The following is a 16,858-nucleotide window of genomic DNA, read 5'->3' as shown; positions in this document are numbered from 1 at the left end:
GGGGACGTTACGGATTCGACAGGGGTAGTTTGAGCTTAAGTTGCGAGTCGAGGGGATCGGCCTCGTTAAAACGTCAAAGCCAATAACTGGCAAACAACAAAACAACTTCGCTTTAGCTGCTTAATACAGCTTAGCGGTTCCTCCCTCCATCGTCCATGTGGTAGGGTAAGGGACTCAAACTAAGTGGACTACGCCGGAGTTCGCCGTCTGAGGGCGAAGGAAGAGAATAATCAGACTAGCGACTTGGAAGCCTGTCGATAGGCCGAAGAGTTTGCGAAATGCCAATATATCGACTATGCTCGTAGAAGCTTAAGTGCCAATACTTTTGGACGTGGGTTCGACTCCCACCGTCTCCACCAATACATATTTGGTGGTTTTTTTATTTTGTGTGAAACAAGAAGCATAAGATGGCCGTTTGGGTCAACTTATGCTTCTTTTAGTTTACGGCCAATTTATGCTTCCAATTCTGTTGAATAATTAGATAATTATTTGTAAAAATAAGTGTTTTCTGGTCAGCTTATGCTTCCAACTGCGGCTAACCTATGGTTCTAAAACGGGATTATATCTAATTATCTATTTTGCTAGGTGTTAGTGGAAACATTATGATTTGAAAATTAAATTTGGTTACACACTTCTTATTATTGAATGCATAAAACAAAGAAGATTTATTCTTGGACGAATATGAGCTAATTTATATTTACGTTTGATAAAAATAGCCACTAAATATAGTGTTATTTGGGATTTTAAACTGTTTTTTATCAATAAGTGAAAAGACAGAGTTTGAAGATAGGGGAACTTATTATAAACCTTTGTTGTCTGTATTTGTAATTTATGATAAATTCATAAAAGTAATATTGGTATATATCAATAAAACGCATTATCGGAATTTGACAAAATGGTATTATAATTTTGATTTTATGTGTTTAGTAAATATCGGGAGTTGTTTAGGTTGAGCTTGAAATGGAATGAGGAATTAGAGGAGCAAAGAAATAAACGTCGTAAAGAAGTGCTGGCAGCATCAAGGAAATTATTTTTGGAAAAAAATTTCCTGAAAGTGAACATGAGTGATATAGCTAGTGAATCTGGAATTAGTAAAGTTACGTTATATAAATACTATAAATCTATTGATGAAATCGCTTTCGAAGTACATAATATATTGCTCTTTGAGATGAAAGAGCTTTTTGTAGGTTTTTCAGATGATGTTCCAGCTTACGAACAGATTCTATTATTTTTAAAACGTTGTCTTGATTTTCTTAAAACAAAAAGGGATATTCTTCGATTTCAAGCTTACTATCGAACACAATATCCTGAAATCATAGAAGTCCGATCAGTGCAAGAGAAAATTTGGGGAATCGTAGAGGTTTTATATCTACTATTTGAGCGAGGGCAAAAGGAAGGAAGCATTCGGACAGATATTAGTGGAAAAGAACTATTTATATGGACTGCTAACACTCTTATGGCAATGGCTCAGCGTCTTGCAACGAGAGAGCGCCATTTAGAAAAAGAAACATGCGTTTCAGCTGAACGGATGATGGAAATGACAATTGAATCGATTGCAAATTACATAAAAAAGAGCTAATTGATACTTTAAGCATCAATTAGCTCTTTTTTTATTTTTAAAAAGAATAAATTGCCAAATATTAATGATTTTGGTACTATTAACTTCGAGTTAATAGTCTTTTCTTGTAGTTAACGGAGTAGAACGGAGTGGAAAAATGAATAATACAGTATTTCCTAATGGTTTTTTGTAGGCATCTGCGACTGCAGTTCATTAAATAGAAGGATTAAATTTGAATAGTGATAGTTGGATGGAAGAACATATAAGTAGTTTTTCATATATAATTCCTTTTGGTGATGGGATTGACCATTATCTCAGGTACAGGGAAGAGATCGGAATTTTTAAGGGTTTGGATTGAATCGTTATCGAGTCTTAATTAAATGTAGAAGGATCGCACCCGAAGAAGGATACTTTTCTATTGGAGCGATTAATCGAGAAGGTAGCGAAAATCCAAAGTAATAGTATTGTAGTTTCGAATCCTAGCGGGAAATTAGCAGAGACATTTCCGAAAGAGTTAAACGATAATTCTTCGTACAAAAAATTCTTAGACGAAGCAGATAGAATATGATGAAAGTATTTTTTAGGAATATCATTAATATGACAAGAAAAATGTTGAGCCATTATTTTCATTTTAATATTAAATTCATATATAAATAAAAATTTAAAGGGTATTAATTGTAATAGGAATCTGATTTACGACCCTTAAAGGTCGGACATCATACTTTTAAATGTAAAAACAGCGAGAATCATAGGATAGATAAGGAATACTTATATGGATGAAAGTGTTACTTTATCTAAACAGTGGCAGGATTCAAAAAAGAGAACAGACGGTAAGATTTATTGCTAAATCATTAATATATATCAGTGACATTGAATAATAGAATAATTGCTATAACGGAATGTACCCATAGCAACAATAGGAGAGAATGTATGTATTTAAAAAGGATAACTTCGATTTTTTCAATTATAATGATTTTTATGTTTACTATAGGTCAGAGTTTGTTGCCTATAATAGCAAGTGCACAAGAGTTAAGTACAACAGGATTTGTGGATAGTTTTACGATTGATAAAAAAACGATGAAGCAAGGGGATAAGGCTAAAATAAATGTAACCTTCAGTGATAAATCTGGAAATAATATGAAGTCTGGAGATACGCTAACATTAGCACTGCCTCGAGAGTTAACGGGATTTGAGGGAACGATTCCATTAAATGATGAGCAAGGGAATAATTTTGGTTCTTGTAAAGTAACTGCAGGTAAAGTGGTATGTACATTTAATGATATGGTGGAGAAACTTCAAAATATCAGAGGACATTTTTATTTTACTGTTCAAGCTAATGGTGTAGGACAAACAACAAATGTTGAAACAAATTTAGGTACGAATTTAGATAAACAAACTGTCACGATTACTAGCTCTAGCGGTGGTAGTACAGGGTCTGACCCATTTGTCGGCAAAACGGGTTATATCCAACCAAGTAAACCCGATGAAGTGCGTTGGGGTTTGAGGATAAACAACAAGAAAGAGTATTTAGGTAGAGATATTGTTGTGTCTGATAGTTTACAGGAAGGTCAAACACTTAATAAAGATAGTTTTCGAATAATAGTTAATGACAGAGAGGAGTTAACTATTAAACAATTTCAAGATCAACGTTATGGATATGTTAAGTTTAATGACAACAATCGATCATTTCAAGTCGTGATTAACTGGAGTATGGGAAGTGCAAGGTCTTTTAACGTTTCTTATGCAAGTATTATAACAGAAAGCGGAAAGAGCCAAGAATCTTTCAAGAATGATTATAAGGCTGATTATCAGATTCTACATAAACAACCGGTTTCTCAGTCGGGTACTGCTACAGTCGAAAATATAACATCTGGCAGTGGCATTCAAGGCGATTTGCCTCCTAAAGGAACGGTAAGAGTTGTTAAGCATTTTGAAGGTGATGAAGAAAAAGTAATACCGAACGTCTCGTTTAAGTTGTATAAAGAATCGGGAGAACAAATTGGAGATGTTTATAAAACAAATGACAAAGGGATAATTGAAATTTCTGATTTACAACCAGGTAAATATTATGTGCAAGAAGTTTCAGCTCCAAATTATATTGACTTTGATCCTCAGAAAAAAGTAAGTTTTGAAGTTAAATCAAATGAGGCAAATGGAGTTAAGTTGCCGATTTCAAATAAAGTGAAAACTACATCCATTAAAGGAACAAAAACATGGAAAGGCGATAAGGCAAAAGATCGTCCAGGAACAATTAAAGTAGACTTATTACAAAATGGGAAAATAATTACAACTAAAGAAGTGTCGGCAGCAAGTGATTGGAAATATGAGTTTAATAATCTAGCGGCATACGACTCGGATGGGAAAGAGTATAAATATGAGGTAAGAGAACACCCTGTAGAGGGATATCAATCTAAAGTTAAAGGATATGATATTGTAAATACAAAAATACACGATGCACTACAAGACGAAGAAGTACCAGGTGGATGGGAAACGATTGGTGAATTAGAAGGGCAACAGGCTCTAGAAAACCCAAATGTAACGGAAGAAGAAAATAATTTAGAAAACCCAACAGTAGAAGAGAAGCCAACTATAGAGGGGCAAGGGGAAGAAAAAGAATCTGAAGAGAAGTGGGAAACAACGGAAGAGTTAGAGGAAAACTCAACCCCAGAAAACCCAAATGTAACGGAAGAAGAAAATAATTTAGAAAACCCAACAGTAGAAGAGAAGCCAACTATAGAGGGGCAAGGGGAAGAAAAAGAATCTGAAGAGAAGTGGGAAACAATGGAAGAGTTAGAGGAAAACTCAACCCCAGAAAACCCAAATGTAACGGAAGAAGAAAATAACTTAGAAAACCCAACAGTAGAAGAGAAGCCAACTATAGAGGGACAAGGGGAAGAAAAAGAATCTGAAGAGAAGTGGGAAACAACGGAAGAGTTAGAGAAAACCCCAACTCCAGAAAACCCAAATGTAACGGAAGAAGAAAATAATTTAGAGAAACCAACAGTAGAAGAGAGGCCAACTATAGAGGGACAAGGGGAAGAAAAAGAATCTGAAGAGAAGTGGGAAACAACGGAAGAGTTAGAGAAAACCTCAACCCCAGAAAACCCAAATGTAACGGAAGAAGAAAATAATTTAGAGAAACCAAAAGTAGAAGAGAGGCCAACTATAGAGGGACAAGGGGAAGAAACAGAACCTGAAGAGAAGTGGGAAACAACGGAAGAGTTAGAGAAAACCCCAACTCCAGAAAACCCAAATGTAACGGAAGAAGAAAATAATTTAGAAAACCCAAAAGTAGAAGAGAAGCCAACCATAGAGGGACAAGGGGAAGAAACAGAATCTGAAGAGAAGTGGGAAACAACGAAAGAGTTAGAGAGAAACTCAACTCCAGAGAACCCAAATGTAACGAAAAAAGAATACAATTTACACGAATCAAAGGTAAAAGAACAAGAAAAAATAGAAGAACGTAAGAAAACATTACCACAGACTGGTGGGCATGTGTCATACCTACCATATATAGGTGGAATGTTGTTAGTATTTGCTTTATTAATACTAGTAATAAATAAAAGAAAATGGAACTAAAATGATGTGACTATTTGAACGGGCTATTAGAAGATAATAGTCTGTTTTTTTCAATTCACTCTATCTATCATATCTTTCGAGAGGACTCCCACCTCTAAACATGTGTGAAGGTGGTGAGGTGAATCAAAAAGTGACAATGAGACAAAAGATAATGCCATTTATAAAAATAAAGAAGTTGGTATCGTACCAGCTTCTTTATTTTTTATGAAATAGATATTAAATTGAGATAATAGATAATGTTGAATGAATCGATTGACTCTTTACTGAAGTCCTTTCATGAAGCCTTGAATTTTTGTTGATAGCATAAATAAAGTAATACTTACTATAATGGATATAGCTCCAATTACTCCAAAGTAAATGATTTCTGTTGCAGGATTATACAGTTTTACAACTTGTGCATTTATGGCTTGTGCGGATGCGGTAGATAGAAACCATAAACTGATTGTTTGTGCTGAAAAAGCAGCTGGAGCTAATTTTGTTGTGATTGATAATCCAGCAGGTGATAAACAAACTTCCCCAATTACGATTAACAAAAAGCTAAGAACTAGCCATATAGGGCTTACTAGAGATTCTGTACCGTTAATAAAGGAAGGGATAATCATGATTAAAAATGACAATCCAGCAAAAAGTAATCCAATCGCGAATTTTTTCGTAGTGGAAGGTTGTTTTGTATTCAGTTTTACCCAAATCCACGCAAATATTGGTGCCAGTATTACTATAAATATAGGACTTAATGATTGAAACCATGCAGGTTGTATTGTAAATCCAGCAAATTGTAACTGAGTTCGTTGATCTGCATATGTTGCTAAAATAATTGCACCTTGTTCTTGTATCGCCCAAAATATTGTGGCTGAAATAAATAAGGGTATATAAGCAAGAAGACGAGAACGTTCAACTTTAGTAGTCTTTGGACTACGATACATATAAATAAAGTAACAAGTAGGAATAATAATTCCTAAAATACTAATTAAAAAAGTAAAACGATTAATAGTTAATATACCCGTCGGTATTGTAATAGCACATAACAGTATAATTGCAATGATACTAATGCTAAAGTGTTTAATGGTTTTTTTTCTTTCAATATCCGTTAAAGGGTTTGGTACTTGAGTACCAGCTACTCCAAGAGTCTTTTTTTTCGTCAAAACAAATAGTGCTAAACCTACTACCATACCAATTGCTGCGACGCCAAAACCAACATGGAAGTTATATTGTTGACCTAATGTACCAACAACTAAAGGAGCTACAAGAGCACCTAAATTAATGCCCATATAGAAAATACTAAAACCAGAGTCTCGACGTGTATCTGATTCATGATATAAATTTCCAACGATGCTAGAGATATTTGGTTTTAATAATCCTGTCCCAAGTATTAAAAATACCATAGAAATAAATAAAGTAATGATACTACCCGGCAATGCTAGAATAAGGTGGCCAATCATAATTAAAACCCCACCCCAAAAGACTGTTTTACTTGAACCGAGTAAACGATCAGAAACCCAGCCACCGATAACACTAGACATGTATAATAGAGAGCCGTAAATTGCCATGATGGAAGTGGCAGTAGCTTGATCAATTCCTAATCCACCTTTTGCAATGGAATAGTACATATAGTAAAGTAAAATGGCTCTCATTCCATAATAAGAAAACCTCTCCCAAAACTCGGTGAAAAATAAAGTGAATAAACCTTTAGGGTGACCAAAAAAGCCCGTTTGAGGGATATTCTCCATCATTGTTTGTTTTTCTTTCATATCCATAACGCTTTCTCCTTCGTATATTTATATATTATTTTAGTATAACGTAAATGTTGAGGATTGAAAGCAGAATATTGAAAGGTATCTCGTACTTGAATTTTGTAATTACACTTTGGAGTTAGAAATTCTGCTTATCGTGAAAGAGTTGAAGGATGAGCAATATAGCTCATAAAAGAATATTGCTGATGTATAATTTTTTTCTTATATAATGAATGATGTGCCTGTAGTCTTAAAAAATCGAATCATTTTGGTTTGTTAATTGTAATCATCCTTATGTAAGGTTTTATGAATATGTTATTAAAAGCATTAGGATAAGATGTCTGGTTCATCAATTATCTGAAATAATTGGTGAATGCCACCTTGTTCTACTAAATGTGGAGCGTTTTTTTCTGCAACAACGAATGCTTCGCTAGGGTAAGTCCGTATAATAGAAAGTCTATCGATTTTATCGCCAGCGTCTTCGTATAACCGAAATAATATAGCTTTCGTATGTCTTGTATCCTTCAATAATTCGTATTCTATCCGTGCCTTTTTTACTGAGGATTCAGTTACTTTTATCATGATAGCACCTCTTTCAAACTAATCGTAAACGCTCATAAAGAGACATTAGATTTTTCGAAATTCATTTAATAAGCATACGTATAAAAATCAACATTAAGAGCAGTTGAATTTACATTTAACCCTAAAAATAGGTCGTATTGTTCATTTCGTAAAGACATCTTTAACTCGTAAAGATGTCTTTTTGGTGTTCGGATTTAATCAATCAGCGGCTAATACAAAATTTAGGATCTTCTAATTTTCATTGTGTAAGAGCTGAGTGGCTTTTGCTTCGTTTTTCTGTCCTTTTAAGAAAAACGATACAACGAGGGCAATAATTATAAAGATTAACCCGAGCATGAATGCCCCTTGGAATCCCGATGTTAAGCCGTTTAACTTTTCTACTGGATTCATTGGGTTTGTTGAGTTTTGCATATATTCAGTTGTACCTGAAGACATTTTAGATATAAATATAGCTGTACCAATTGCACCAGCTACTTGCTGTAATGTATTAAAGAGCGCTGTGCCGTGTGGGTAAAGCTCTGGTGTCAATTGATTTAAACCATATGTTTGTGCTGTCATCACAAACATGAGCCCAACCATTAATATGCTGTGCATTAAGATAATTTGTGTCAATGTTGTCTCTGGATTAATTCCCTTGAATAGCCACATTGCAATAGCTACTAATACAAGGCCAGGGATGATAATAGCCTTTGGACTAAATTTATCAAATAATTTACCTGCAATCGGTCCCATTATGGCGCTAATAATACTCCCCGGTAGCATGATGAGCCCTGATTTAAAGGCTGTAACAAGTAAAACGGTTTGTAAGAACATTGGTAATAATGTCATTGTTGAAAACAGTGACATCATGACGATGACTATTAAACCAACTGATAAAGTAAACATTGGAAATTTAAATGCTCGTAGTTCTAAAATTGGATTATCGATTTTTAATTGACGAACAACAAAAATGAATAACGATATAATCCCGATAATTAAAGTGTAATAAACCTTCGGATCTGACCATCCTAAATCACCTGAAGAACTAAAGCTATATACAATGCCACCGAAACCTAATGTTGATAAAAGAATGGATAAGTAATCAACTTTTGGTCGTGTTAACTCGGTGACATTTTGAAGGTACTTCATTCCAATTAATATGGAAATGATGACGATAGGAATAACAAGGTAGAATAACCAGCGCCAGCTAAGTGAATCAACGATCATTCCGGATAATGTAGGACCAATTGCTGGGGCAGACATCATAACAAGTGCGATTAAGCCCATTGTGGCACCGCGTTTTTCAGGTGGACAAATAATTAAAATCGTATTCATTAGTAATGGTGAAATTAAACCAGTAGCGATTGCTTGGACAATACGACCGATTAATAAAACCGCAAATGTCGGTGCGAATCCAGCGATCAATGTACCGACTAAAAATGTTAACATGGCTGTTAAGAACATTTGTCTTGTTGTGAACCATTGTTGGAGTAAGGCTGTAATTGGTACTAAAGCTCCAACAACTAACATGTAAGCTGTAGAAAGCCATTGAATTGTTGAAGCTGTGACATCAAATTCTCTCATTAATACGGTTAAAGCATTACCGAGTAATGTTTCGTTTAATAATGCCACCATTGCACCTAAAAGTAATGCAATTAAAATGGGTGCATGTTTAATATTAGAAGTGTCAATTTTACTACTTGTAGAGCTAGTAGTTGTTATATTCATTTATTGATTTTCCTCTCACTTTCTTTATTTTTAATACATTTGTATACAAAAGATCACATGTAATATAATATACATGTGTAGATTAAAAGATAAAGAATCAATTTTCAGTAGTTGTATAATTAATCTACAGAAAAGGAGAAGTGTAGATGAAAAATAATGAGGAACAGCTGGATTTACGTGTTAGACGTACACATAAGCTATTGTGGGAGTCTTTATTTGAATTAATGACACAGTCAAAACAGAAATATAGTTCCATTACCATCAACCAAATCTGTGATCGTGCGATGGTGCATCGAACAACATTTTATAAACATTTTGAAGATAAAGATGGGTTATTGGCATTTGGATTTAAACAATATCAAGAGAAAGCTTTTACTATACCACTTTTAGATCGATTAACTAAACCGTTTCAAGTGATGGAACAGTTCTTGCAACATGAAAAAATCGGTAAAATATTAGAGTCGCAAATGGATGATGAACAATTTATTAGCTTCATAAATTATCAAACTCGTGAAATGAAGAAACAGGAGAATCAAGAGTTAAATCGGATTTGTAAAAATCATACGATACCAATGGAGTTAATTATCGAATTTTATTCGGGTGTAATTACAACATTAAGTGCATGGTGGCTTCAAAATAGAAAAAGTGTTTCAGCAGAAGAAATGGATAGATACTTTCATGAAATGATTAATCAAGATATTTTTCAATTGAAAGAGAATGAATGAATACTCCCCCATTTAACTTCGTTTGAAGCAGGGGTACTCTTTCGGCAAAATCTGATAGAGATATTTCTGAGACAGGGGATGTATGGAAGTATGATTTAACACTTCTAAAATTTATATGTTAGGATAATTTTGCTATAATGTATGAGTATGAGTTACATATAGAGGAGTGCTAGAAAATGCGATCATTTAATGTCGATGAATTTATTGCCAGTGTCTTACAATGGATATTAAATATAGCTCTTATCATATTATCCATTGTTTTATCTATCTTTTTAATTAATGAAACAATCACATTTATACAATACATATTTTCCACAAAAAAATATACGTCCTATAAATTAGTTGAAAGTATTATTGTTTACTTTTTATACTTTGAATTTATTGCATTAATTATTAAGTACTTCAAATCGAATTATCACTTTCCGTTACGTTATTTTATTTATATTGGAATTACAGCGCTAATTCGATTGATTATCGTTTCTCATGAGGAACCACTTGAAACATTATTATATGCAGGTGCTATTCTTATTTTAGTTATTGCTTTATATATATCTAATATGAGGGATTTGAAGAAACATTAAATAAAGAAGTAGTGCAAGCCAAGCAGTTGGTCCGCACTACTTTTTTTATTATAGTGATGAAAAGAGACAAAACGCATATTTACTTCCTCCTTGACCTTCAAGTTACTTGAAGGATTAGAATGTGAGTAGAGAGCTGTAAAGGAGCGTTTTGAAATGAAAACTGTTAAGAAATTAAGTGGAAGAATGGAGATTGAAAAAAGGAGTCAAGAACTTAAACTGCGCCCACTAGAACGAGAAGATTTGAAATTTGTTCATGAACTTAACAACAATGCACATATTATGTCTTATTGGTTTGAAGAACCGTATGAAGCTTTTGTGGAGTTGCAGGATCTATATGATAAGCACATTCATGATCAAAGTGAACGCCGGTTTATAGTAGAAAAAGATAATAATATGATTGGGTTAGTTGAATTAGTGGAGATTGATTACATTCATCGAAGAACAGAATTTCAAATTATCATTGATCCAAAGTATCAAGGGTATGGTTATGCAGCGTGCGCAACCCGTTTAGCGATGGATTACGCCTTTTCAGTATTAAATATGCACAAACTTTATTTAGTAGTGGATAAAGAAAATGAAAAGGCTACGCATATTTACAAAAAAGTCGGCTTTATCATTGAAGGTGAGTTGCAGGATGAATTTTTCGTTGATGGTGACTATCATAATGCGATTAGAATGTGCATTTTCCAACATCAATATTTAGAAATGAAATCCTAAGTTTTTATACCCTGTTCATAAAATGATAAGATTCAAATTAAAAAATGTTGGTGAAACAGTATTCGATGTTTTACTGACATTTTTTATGTTTAGATATCTATAGTATGATTAGCTCGAGAGTGGAACCGGGCGGTACTTTGATAGAGTTGTTCTTCTTCATTCCATCAAGTTATTTATTTGTTTTTAGTGGCAGTATTTCAGTATTGTTTGTGGCTATCCTTTCGATATTCAAAAAGGAAACTTAATTAATTGAATTCATAAATATAAAAAAGAAGTATAACTTAGGGTTATGCTTCTTTTTTGTTTGATCATACATCCAATTATAAGTGTTTGATAGTAGAAGGCTAATATCAAATAGAGAGTGATGATAAAGATTTAAATGGATTAAATTTCCGCACATCAGACATAATAATGCTTAAGAAATTCCAATTAGGATAAAAAATCGCAGTGTTGACTGCTGATATTAGGTGATTGAAATGTGGAAAACGCTTGTTTCTTATCTTCCAGACTGGAAGGTGTTTGTACAAGCTTTTATCGTATTTTTCGTTCCTTATGTGATCTCGCGCATTTTTAGTTGGATCCGTACATTAGAGAAAGAGTGATGAGGATGAAAGAACAGGAATCAAAGATGAAGCAACAAACCGATACATATCAGGACAAGCCTTTTCAAAACGTAACAGGTTATTTTACAGGCGATTTTACCTTGAATCTAGAGCTTATAAAAAAAGAAATTAGTTATAACTCGGATGCCCACTTTCGAAAGTTTAACATAGGGGGGACAAACATTCGAGCAGCGCTTGTTTTTGTGGAAGGACTGTCGGATAAAGATCTCATTAATATGCATATTTTGAAGTCATTGATGTTTAATTTTTATGAAGAATATAAGAGTGCACCATCTTATGTGGAAGGTACCATTTCAAAAGAGTTTATTAAGAATCGCGTTCTTTCTATTGGTGAAATAGAAGAGGTCTATTCTATAAAAGAGTTGATGTCAAAAGTGTTGATAGGCTCAACAGCACTTTTAGTCGATGGATTAGCAGGCGCATTAATTCTTGGTACAAAAAAAGGGAAAACACGGAATGTTGAAGAGCCGATATCAGAGGGATCAGTTAGAGGTCCACGGGTAGGCTTCACAGAAGTTTTGTCTGATAATACCGCTCTTTTACGGCTACATGGCGAAAACGAGGGATTGTCATTAACAAAGTTTTATGTAGGAGAGCGGGCAAAAAAAGAGTTGGTTATTGCCTATATGAAAGAGATTGCTGATTCGGAATTGGTAGAAGAGGTTAAGAAAAGAATTCAGAAAATCAATATTGATAATGTGCCAGAATCAGGATATGTGGAGCAGCTCATCGAAGATAATTATCTCAGTCCTTTTCCCCAAGCACAGAGTACGGAGCGCCCTGATCGCGTTATTGCTGCATTGATGGAAGGGCGCGTTGCGATTTTATTGGATGGAACGCCTTTTGCTTTAATTGTTCCCGTTACATTTAGCATGCTGATGCAATCGCCCGAAGATTATTATGAACGTTGGATTCCAGGCACGTTTATCCGTTTATTGCGTTTTGGAGCAGCTATTATTTCTCTTTTTGCACCTGCTTTGTACATTTCCTTTATCTCATTTCATCCTGGATTAATTCCGACCAAGTTGGCTATTTCAATTCTTGGGGGACGGGAAGGAGTTCCGTTTCCTGCAATTATAGAAGCATTATTTATGGAAATAGCCATCGAAATTTTGCGGGAAGCAGGGCTACGCCTGCCTAAACCGATTGGTTCAGCGATGGGAATTGTCGGTGGATTAATCATTGGACAGGCTGCCGTAGAAGCGGGAATTATTAGTCCAATTATGGTAATTGTAGTAGCGGCCACTGCTATTTCTTCCTTTGCGCTCGCTCATTATAGTGCGGCAATTCCACTACGGATTCTTCGCTTTGTAGCCATGTTTTGCGCTGCCATATTTGGATTATACGGAGTCATTCTGTTTTTTCTCGTTCTATGCAGTCATATAGCGAGATTGAAGAGTTTCGGCGTACCCTATGCCAGTCCAGCTGTTGTTTATCATTTAAGTGATTGGAAAGATTTCGTGATTCGCATGCCACTTCAGATGATGAAACGTCGTCCCAAAATGATGAATATGAAAGATTCGATACGAAAAGGAAGTGAAGAGGGGTGATTACCAACTCTAAAGATCGAATTCCGACTTCGCAAGCGGCTGTCATTCTTATCAATTATATACTCGCAGTAGGAATTCTCACCTTGCCCAGAACAGCTGCTGAGAAAGTAAACACACCAGATGTTTGGATAACCGTTATTTTAGGCGGATTAACTGCGATGGTTGCAGGGATAATCATGGTCAAATTAAGTCAACAATTTCCTGGAAAAACATTTTATCAATATAATCAAGAAATTGTAGGGAAATGGGTAGGAGCGATACTTAGTCTATTTATTGTAGGTTACTTTTTTATGCTTTCTTCATTTGAAGTCAAAACGCTGGAAGGAATAACAAGTTTCTTTTTACTGGAAGGAACACCTGGGTGGGCTATTATCATGCCATTTATGTGGGTGAGTCTCTATTTAAACCTAGGCGGAATAAACTCAATAGCACGTTTATTTGAGATTATATTTCCAATTACAGTCTTTATTTTCTTGCTCACTTCCTTCATGAGCATTGGAATATTTGAGATAGACAATCTTCGTCCTGTATTAGGGTTAGGGATTATCCCAGTACTAAAAGGCTTAAAAACAACAACGCTTGCATATTCAGGTGCCGAAATCATGTTGCTCCTTTTGGCATTTATGAAACAACCACGCCAAGCTGTAAAAGTCGTTCTAATCGGAACTGCTATTCCCTTAATTTTTTATGTCACTACAGTTGTGATGGTTATAGGAACGTTTTCTGTCGATGGGGTATTAATGAGAACATGGCCTACGATCGATCTTATGCGAAGTTTTGAACTCCCTGGTTTGATATTTGAGCGATTTGAGTCTTTGTTACTTGTGGTATGGATTATGCAAATCTTCGCAACTTATACAATTTGCTATTATGCTGCTGCTTTGGGATTGGCACAGCTCTTTAATAAAAATATTCATTCCTTTTTGTATGGGTTACTCCCGGTTATTTATATCGTTTCTCAAATTCCGAAAAACATTAATGATCTATTTAAATTGGGGGATGTGATTGGTAATGCGGCGATGATATTATTTGGTATCCTACCACTGCTTCTCCTTGTAATTTCAAGATGGAGGAAGAGAAAGAATGAACCGAAGTGTGAATAATGTACGACTTCTTTTGGCTTTATCATCAGTTCTTTTGCTTCTGGCTCTTACAGGGTGTTGGAGCAGTCATGAAATTGAAGAGCAGGGGTTCGCGTTAGGGCTGGCATTTGATAAAGGGAAGGAGACGAAAGTTGAGAGAGAGATAGAAGAGCATGGAGGAGGTTATCGAAAAAGGAATCTTATAACATCGACCTATCAATTTGTTAAACCAGAATTATCAGGTAAAGGAAAAGGTGGAGGGGGACAACAAAAAGCCTACACGAATATTTCTGAAACCGGAGATTCTCTTCACCAATCGATTCGTGAAGTCGCATTAAGAAGACCGCGCCCTATAATCTTCCATCATACAAAAGTGATTGTTGTTAGTGCAAACCTTGCACGTACGTATAGTTTGAAGCAGTTACTGGATATTTATATCCGTGATAATGAGATGAGACCAAGTTGCCTCGTGTTAATTAGTAAGGGGCGAGCTAGTGAGACATTGAAATCGAGGGAAGCGGGAGAAATTCCAGCGTTCCTTTTGCTTGGAATTGGGGATAATCAATATAGATCATCACGGATTTTACCTACCGTTCCGCTTGCTAAATTACCAGGAAAGATAGAGTCAGGATCTAGTTTTCTTTTGCCAAATGTGATTTCGGTAAATGGAGAAGTGAAATTTGCGGGGGCTGCCGTAATCAAAGGGAAGACAAAAAAGCTGCGCGGTTTTTTGAATGAAAATGAGTTAGAAGGCTTAACATGGATAACTGGGAAAGGGAAAAGCGGTTTGGTGAAAAGTTTTGATGAAAAGACAGGAAAGCCCATCCTGTATGAAGTGAAATCTATGAAAAGTAAAATTCAACCCCATGTTAAAGGAAATAACATCTCTTTTGATGTGAACATCCAATCAGAGGGACGGCTGTCTGAAAACTGGGTCGCTTCAGGGGAACCTTTTGAAAATAAGTTTCTAAAAAGTGTAGAAAAGTCCACGAAACAAGAAGTGAATCGATTGGTGAAGCATACATTAAAAAAGATTCAAAAGGAATATCAGGTCGATGTCGCTGGCTTCGGTAACAGATTAAAAATTGAGTATCCAAAAGTATGGAAAAAGGTCGAAAAAGATTGGGATAAGACATTTAGTAAGGTTCCAATCAAATATAACGTAAAGATAACGATCCAGGACTATGGTACAGAAGGATCTTAGAAGTGAGATTTTTATTGTATGACATAGTATTAGATAAATAAAACATGTTGGTGGAATAGTGAATGACTTTCCACCAACATGTTTTATGTTTACAATTTCCTATATGAAAGTTGAAAATACGTATATATTCTCTTTATAAAGCTATTCTTATTTCTCTACATATTTTCTTCACGCGCTCTTTATAATGTAGTTCTTTCTCAGGTATTTTCAGCCGATCAATAAAAAGGTTAGCTAGCATCACTGCTGTATCCAGTTGATAAAACGAGCGGACAATAGGGGAAAGAGATTTGAAAATGTCCTTATCTCCATACCCTTCTTTAAATTCCTCCCAATTGATTTCATTTGTTTCTAATATTCTCATCAAGTCTAATAGGGGATGACCAATCAAAGCGTTATCCCAGTCAACGAGTGCTTTTATTTCTCCTTTATAACCAATGAGGTTCACAGGTCGAATGTCCATATGTAGCAACCTTTTTAGAGAATCTCCTTCTTTTAGTATTTGTTCAATTTCTGTTTCATCTGGTAACAGAATGCTACAATTCGCAATGTGATTGAATGCCTTCATCCTTGTTACAAGGCGTTTGGCGAGTAATTTACTACAAGACTCTTCATTTTCATTTTGATAAGGTAAATCCTCAATTGATATATTGTGAAGCTGGCGAGTGATTTCCCCAATTTTACAGGCGGAAATAGGAGTAGAATCAGTTGCCACATAATTTGAAATTAAGAAATCTAATTCTGTAGAAAGGTGTAATCCATGAACTGTTGGTACCGAAAGGCCTTTAGAAAAGCAAAAATTAGAAAGTGTAGCTTCTTTTTGTAAGGAAATTCGGCTACTAAACACCCCGTCATTTAGGTTGTTCACTTCACGCTCCCAAGGTACACGGAAAGCTAATGGGCCTTTTTCAGAATTGCCCCGAAAAACAACGTTTTGTACACCATTTCCTATGATGTCTAAATGTTTTACTGCTAGGTATGGATACGTGTCAGCTAATATAATGTATAACTTCTCCTTTAATTCCTCTGCCTTGGACTGCGTATGAATCATTTTATCCCTCCTTATTTGCAAGAATCGAGTTTGGAGTATTCTGTTAATTTAATATTATCATATATGGTCTTTAGAGGAATGGAATATAAGTATTAGATAAAAAGGAAAAATTAAACCAATTGATTTTCTTCTCATTATCTGCCAAGCTTAAGAAGATAAAATACTTCAGAGA

Annotated in this window: 14 protein-coding genes, 1 other RNA gene and 1 pseudogene; 12 read left to right on the top strand and 4 right to left on the bottom strand. The window is 35.0% G+C overall.

Translation table 11 applies throughout. From position 1 onward, the window contains the following. The 4 genes from ssrA to QRY57_RS25015 all read left to right on the top strand — a co-directional run bounded on the left by ssrA (position 1) and on the right by QRY57_RS25015 (position 5,137). Positions 1-359: a transfer-messenger RNA gene (gene ssrA, locus QRY57_RS25030) on the top strand. Between the two features lie 590 nt (positions 360-949). Further along, positions 950-1,579: a TetR/AcrR family transcriptional regulator gene (locus QRY57_RS25025; RefSeq protein ID WP_286016387.1), complete on the top strand. Its 630-nt coding sequence runs from the start codon at positions 950-952 to the stop codon at positions 1,577-1,579. A gap of 397 nt (positions 1,580-1,976) precedes the next feature. Next, complete coding sequence (locus QRY57_RS25020) at positions 1,977-2,126, top strand: hypothetical protein (RefSeq protein WP_286016386.1); 150 nt, start codon at positions 1,977-1,979, stop codon at positions 2,124-2,126. Positions 2,127-2,488: 362 nt separating this feature from the next. Continuing rightward, positions 2,489-5,137: a Cna B-type domain-containing protein gene (locus QRY57_RS25015; protein WP_286016385.1), complete on the top strand. Its 2,649-nt coding sequence runs from the start codon at positions 2,489-2,491 to the stop codon at positions 5,135-5,137. Positions 5,138-5,397: 260 nt separating this feature from the next. Here QRY57_RS25015 and QRY57_RS25010 read toward each other — a convergent pair whose 3' ends face one another. The 3 genes from QRY57_RS25010 to QRY57_RS25000 all read right to left on the bottom strand — a co-directional run bounded on the left by QRY57_RS25010 (position 5,398) and on the right by QRY57_RS25000 (position 9,156). Then, entirely contained in the window at positions 5,398-6,891 is a 1,494-nt protein-coding gene (locus tag QRY57_RS25010) for a peptide MFS transporter (RefSeq protein ID WP_432804059.1), read from the bottom strand. A gap of 303 nt (positions 6,892-7,194) precedes the next feature. Next, entirely contained in the window at positions 7,195-7,449 is a 255-nt protein-coding gene (locus QRY57_RS25005) for a hypothetical protein (protein ID WP_286016384.1), read from the bottom strand. Between the two features lie 231 nt (positions 7,450-7,680). Further along, positions 7,681-9,156 carry an MDR family MFS transporter gene (locus QRY57_RS25000; RefSeq protein ID WP_286016383.1) on the bottom strand — a complete coding sequence of 492 codons (1,476 nt, stop codon included), beginning with the start codon at positions 9,154-9,156 and terminating at the stop codon, positions 7,681-7,683. Between the two features lie 146 nt (positions 9,157-9,302). Between QRY57_RS25000 and QRY57_RS24995 the strand changes: the two genes are divergently transcribed. The 8 genes and pseudogenes from QRY57_RS24995 (at position 9,303) to QRY57_RS24960 (ending at position 15,638) form a co-directional block, all read left to right on the top strand. Continuing rightward, complete coding sequence (locus QRY57_RS24995) at positions 9,303-9,881, top strand: TetR/AcrR family transcriptional regulator (protein WP_286016382.1); 579 nt, start codon at positions 9,303-9,305, stop codon at positions 9,879-9,881. A gap of 176 nt (positions 9,882-10,057) precedes the next feature. After that, a complete protein-coding gene (gene psiE, locus QRY57_RS24990; protein WP_026594104.1) occupies positions 10,058-10,462 on the top strand; it encodes a phosphate-starvation-inducible protein PsiE in 405 nt (134 codons plus the stop codon). A gap of 183 nt (positions 10,463-10,645) precedes the next feature. Then, a complete protein-coding gene (speG, locus tag QRY57_RS24985) occupies positions 10,646-11,179 on the top strand; it encodes a spermidine N1-acetyltransferase (RefSeq protein ID WP_208016501.1) in 534 nt (177 codons plus the stop codon). A gap of 92 nt (positions 11,180-11,271) precedes the next feature. Continuing rightward, positions 11,272-11,424 (top strand): annotated as a pseudogene (locus QRY57_RS24980) (DUF3955 domain-containing protein); the annotation flags it as partial. A 231-nt stretch (positions 11,425-11,655) separates the two neighbouring features. After that, positions 11,656-11,781 (top strand): hypothetical protein, encoded by a 126-nt coding sequence (locus QRY57_RS24975; RefSeq protein ID WP_000266016.1) that lies wholly within the window; start codon positions 11,656-11,658, stop codon positions 11,779-11,781. A gap of 26 nt (positions 11,782-11,807) precedes the next feature. Beyond that, a complete protein-coding gene (locus QRY57_RS24970) occupies positions 11,808-13,352 on the top strand; it encodes a spore germination protein (protein ID WP_372440475.1) in 1,545 nt (514 codons plus the stop codon). Continuing rightward, positions 13,349-14,455: a spore germination protein gene (locus tag QRY57_RS24965; RefSeq protein ID WP_208016491.1), complete on the top strand. Its 1,107-nt coding sequence runs from the start codon at positions 13,349-13,351 to the stop codon at positions 14,453-14,455. Before QRY57_RS24970 ends, QRY57_RS24965 begins: the two co-directional genes overlap by 4 nt. Beyond that, on the top strand, positions 14,436-15,638 hold the full coding sequence (locus QRY57_RS24960; protein ID WP_286016381.1) for a Ger(x)C family spore germination protein: 1,203 nt from the start codon (positions 14,436-14,438) through the stop codon (positions 15,636-15,638). The genes QRY57_RS24965 and QRY57_RS24960 overlap by 20 nt, the downstream gene beginning before the upstream one ends. A 133-nt stretch (positions 15,639-15,771) precedes the next feature. Here the strand turns inward: QRY57_RS24960 and QRY57_RS24955 are convergent, their stop codons facing one another. Next, on the bottom strand, positions 15,772-16,686 hold the full coding sequence (locus tag QRY57_RS24955; protein WP_286016380.1) for a phosphotransferase: 915 nt from the start codon (positions 16,684-16,686) through the stop codon (positions 15,772-15,774). Positions 16,687-16,858 lie beyond the last annotated feature (172 nt).

Origin of the sequence: Bacillus arachidis, assembly GCF_030285945.1 — a bacterium.
Lineage (GTDB): Bacteria > Bacillota > Bacilli > Bacillales > Bacillaceae_G > Bacillus_A > Bacillus_A arachidis.
The sequence above is the reverse complement of the archived record's forward strand: the minus strand, read 5'-3'. Positions and strand labels throughout refer to the sequence as shown.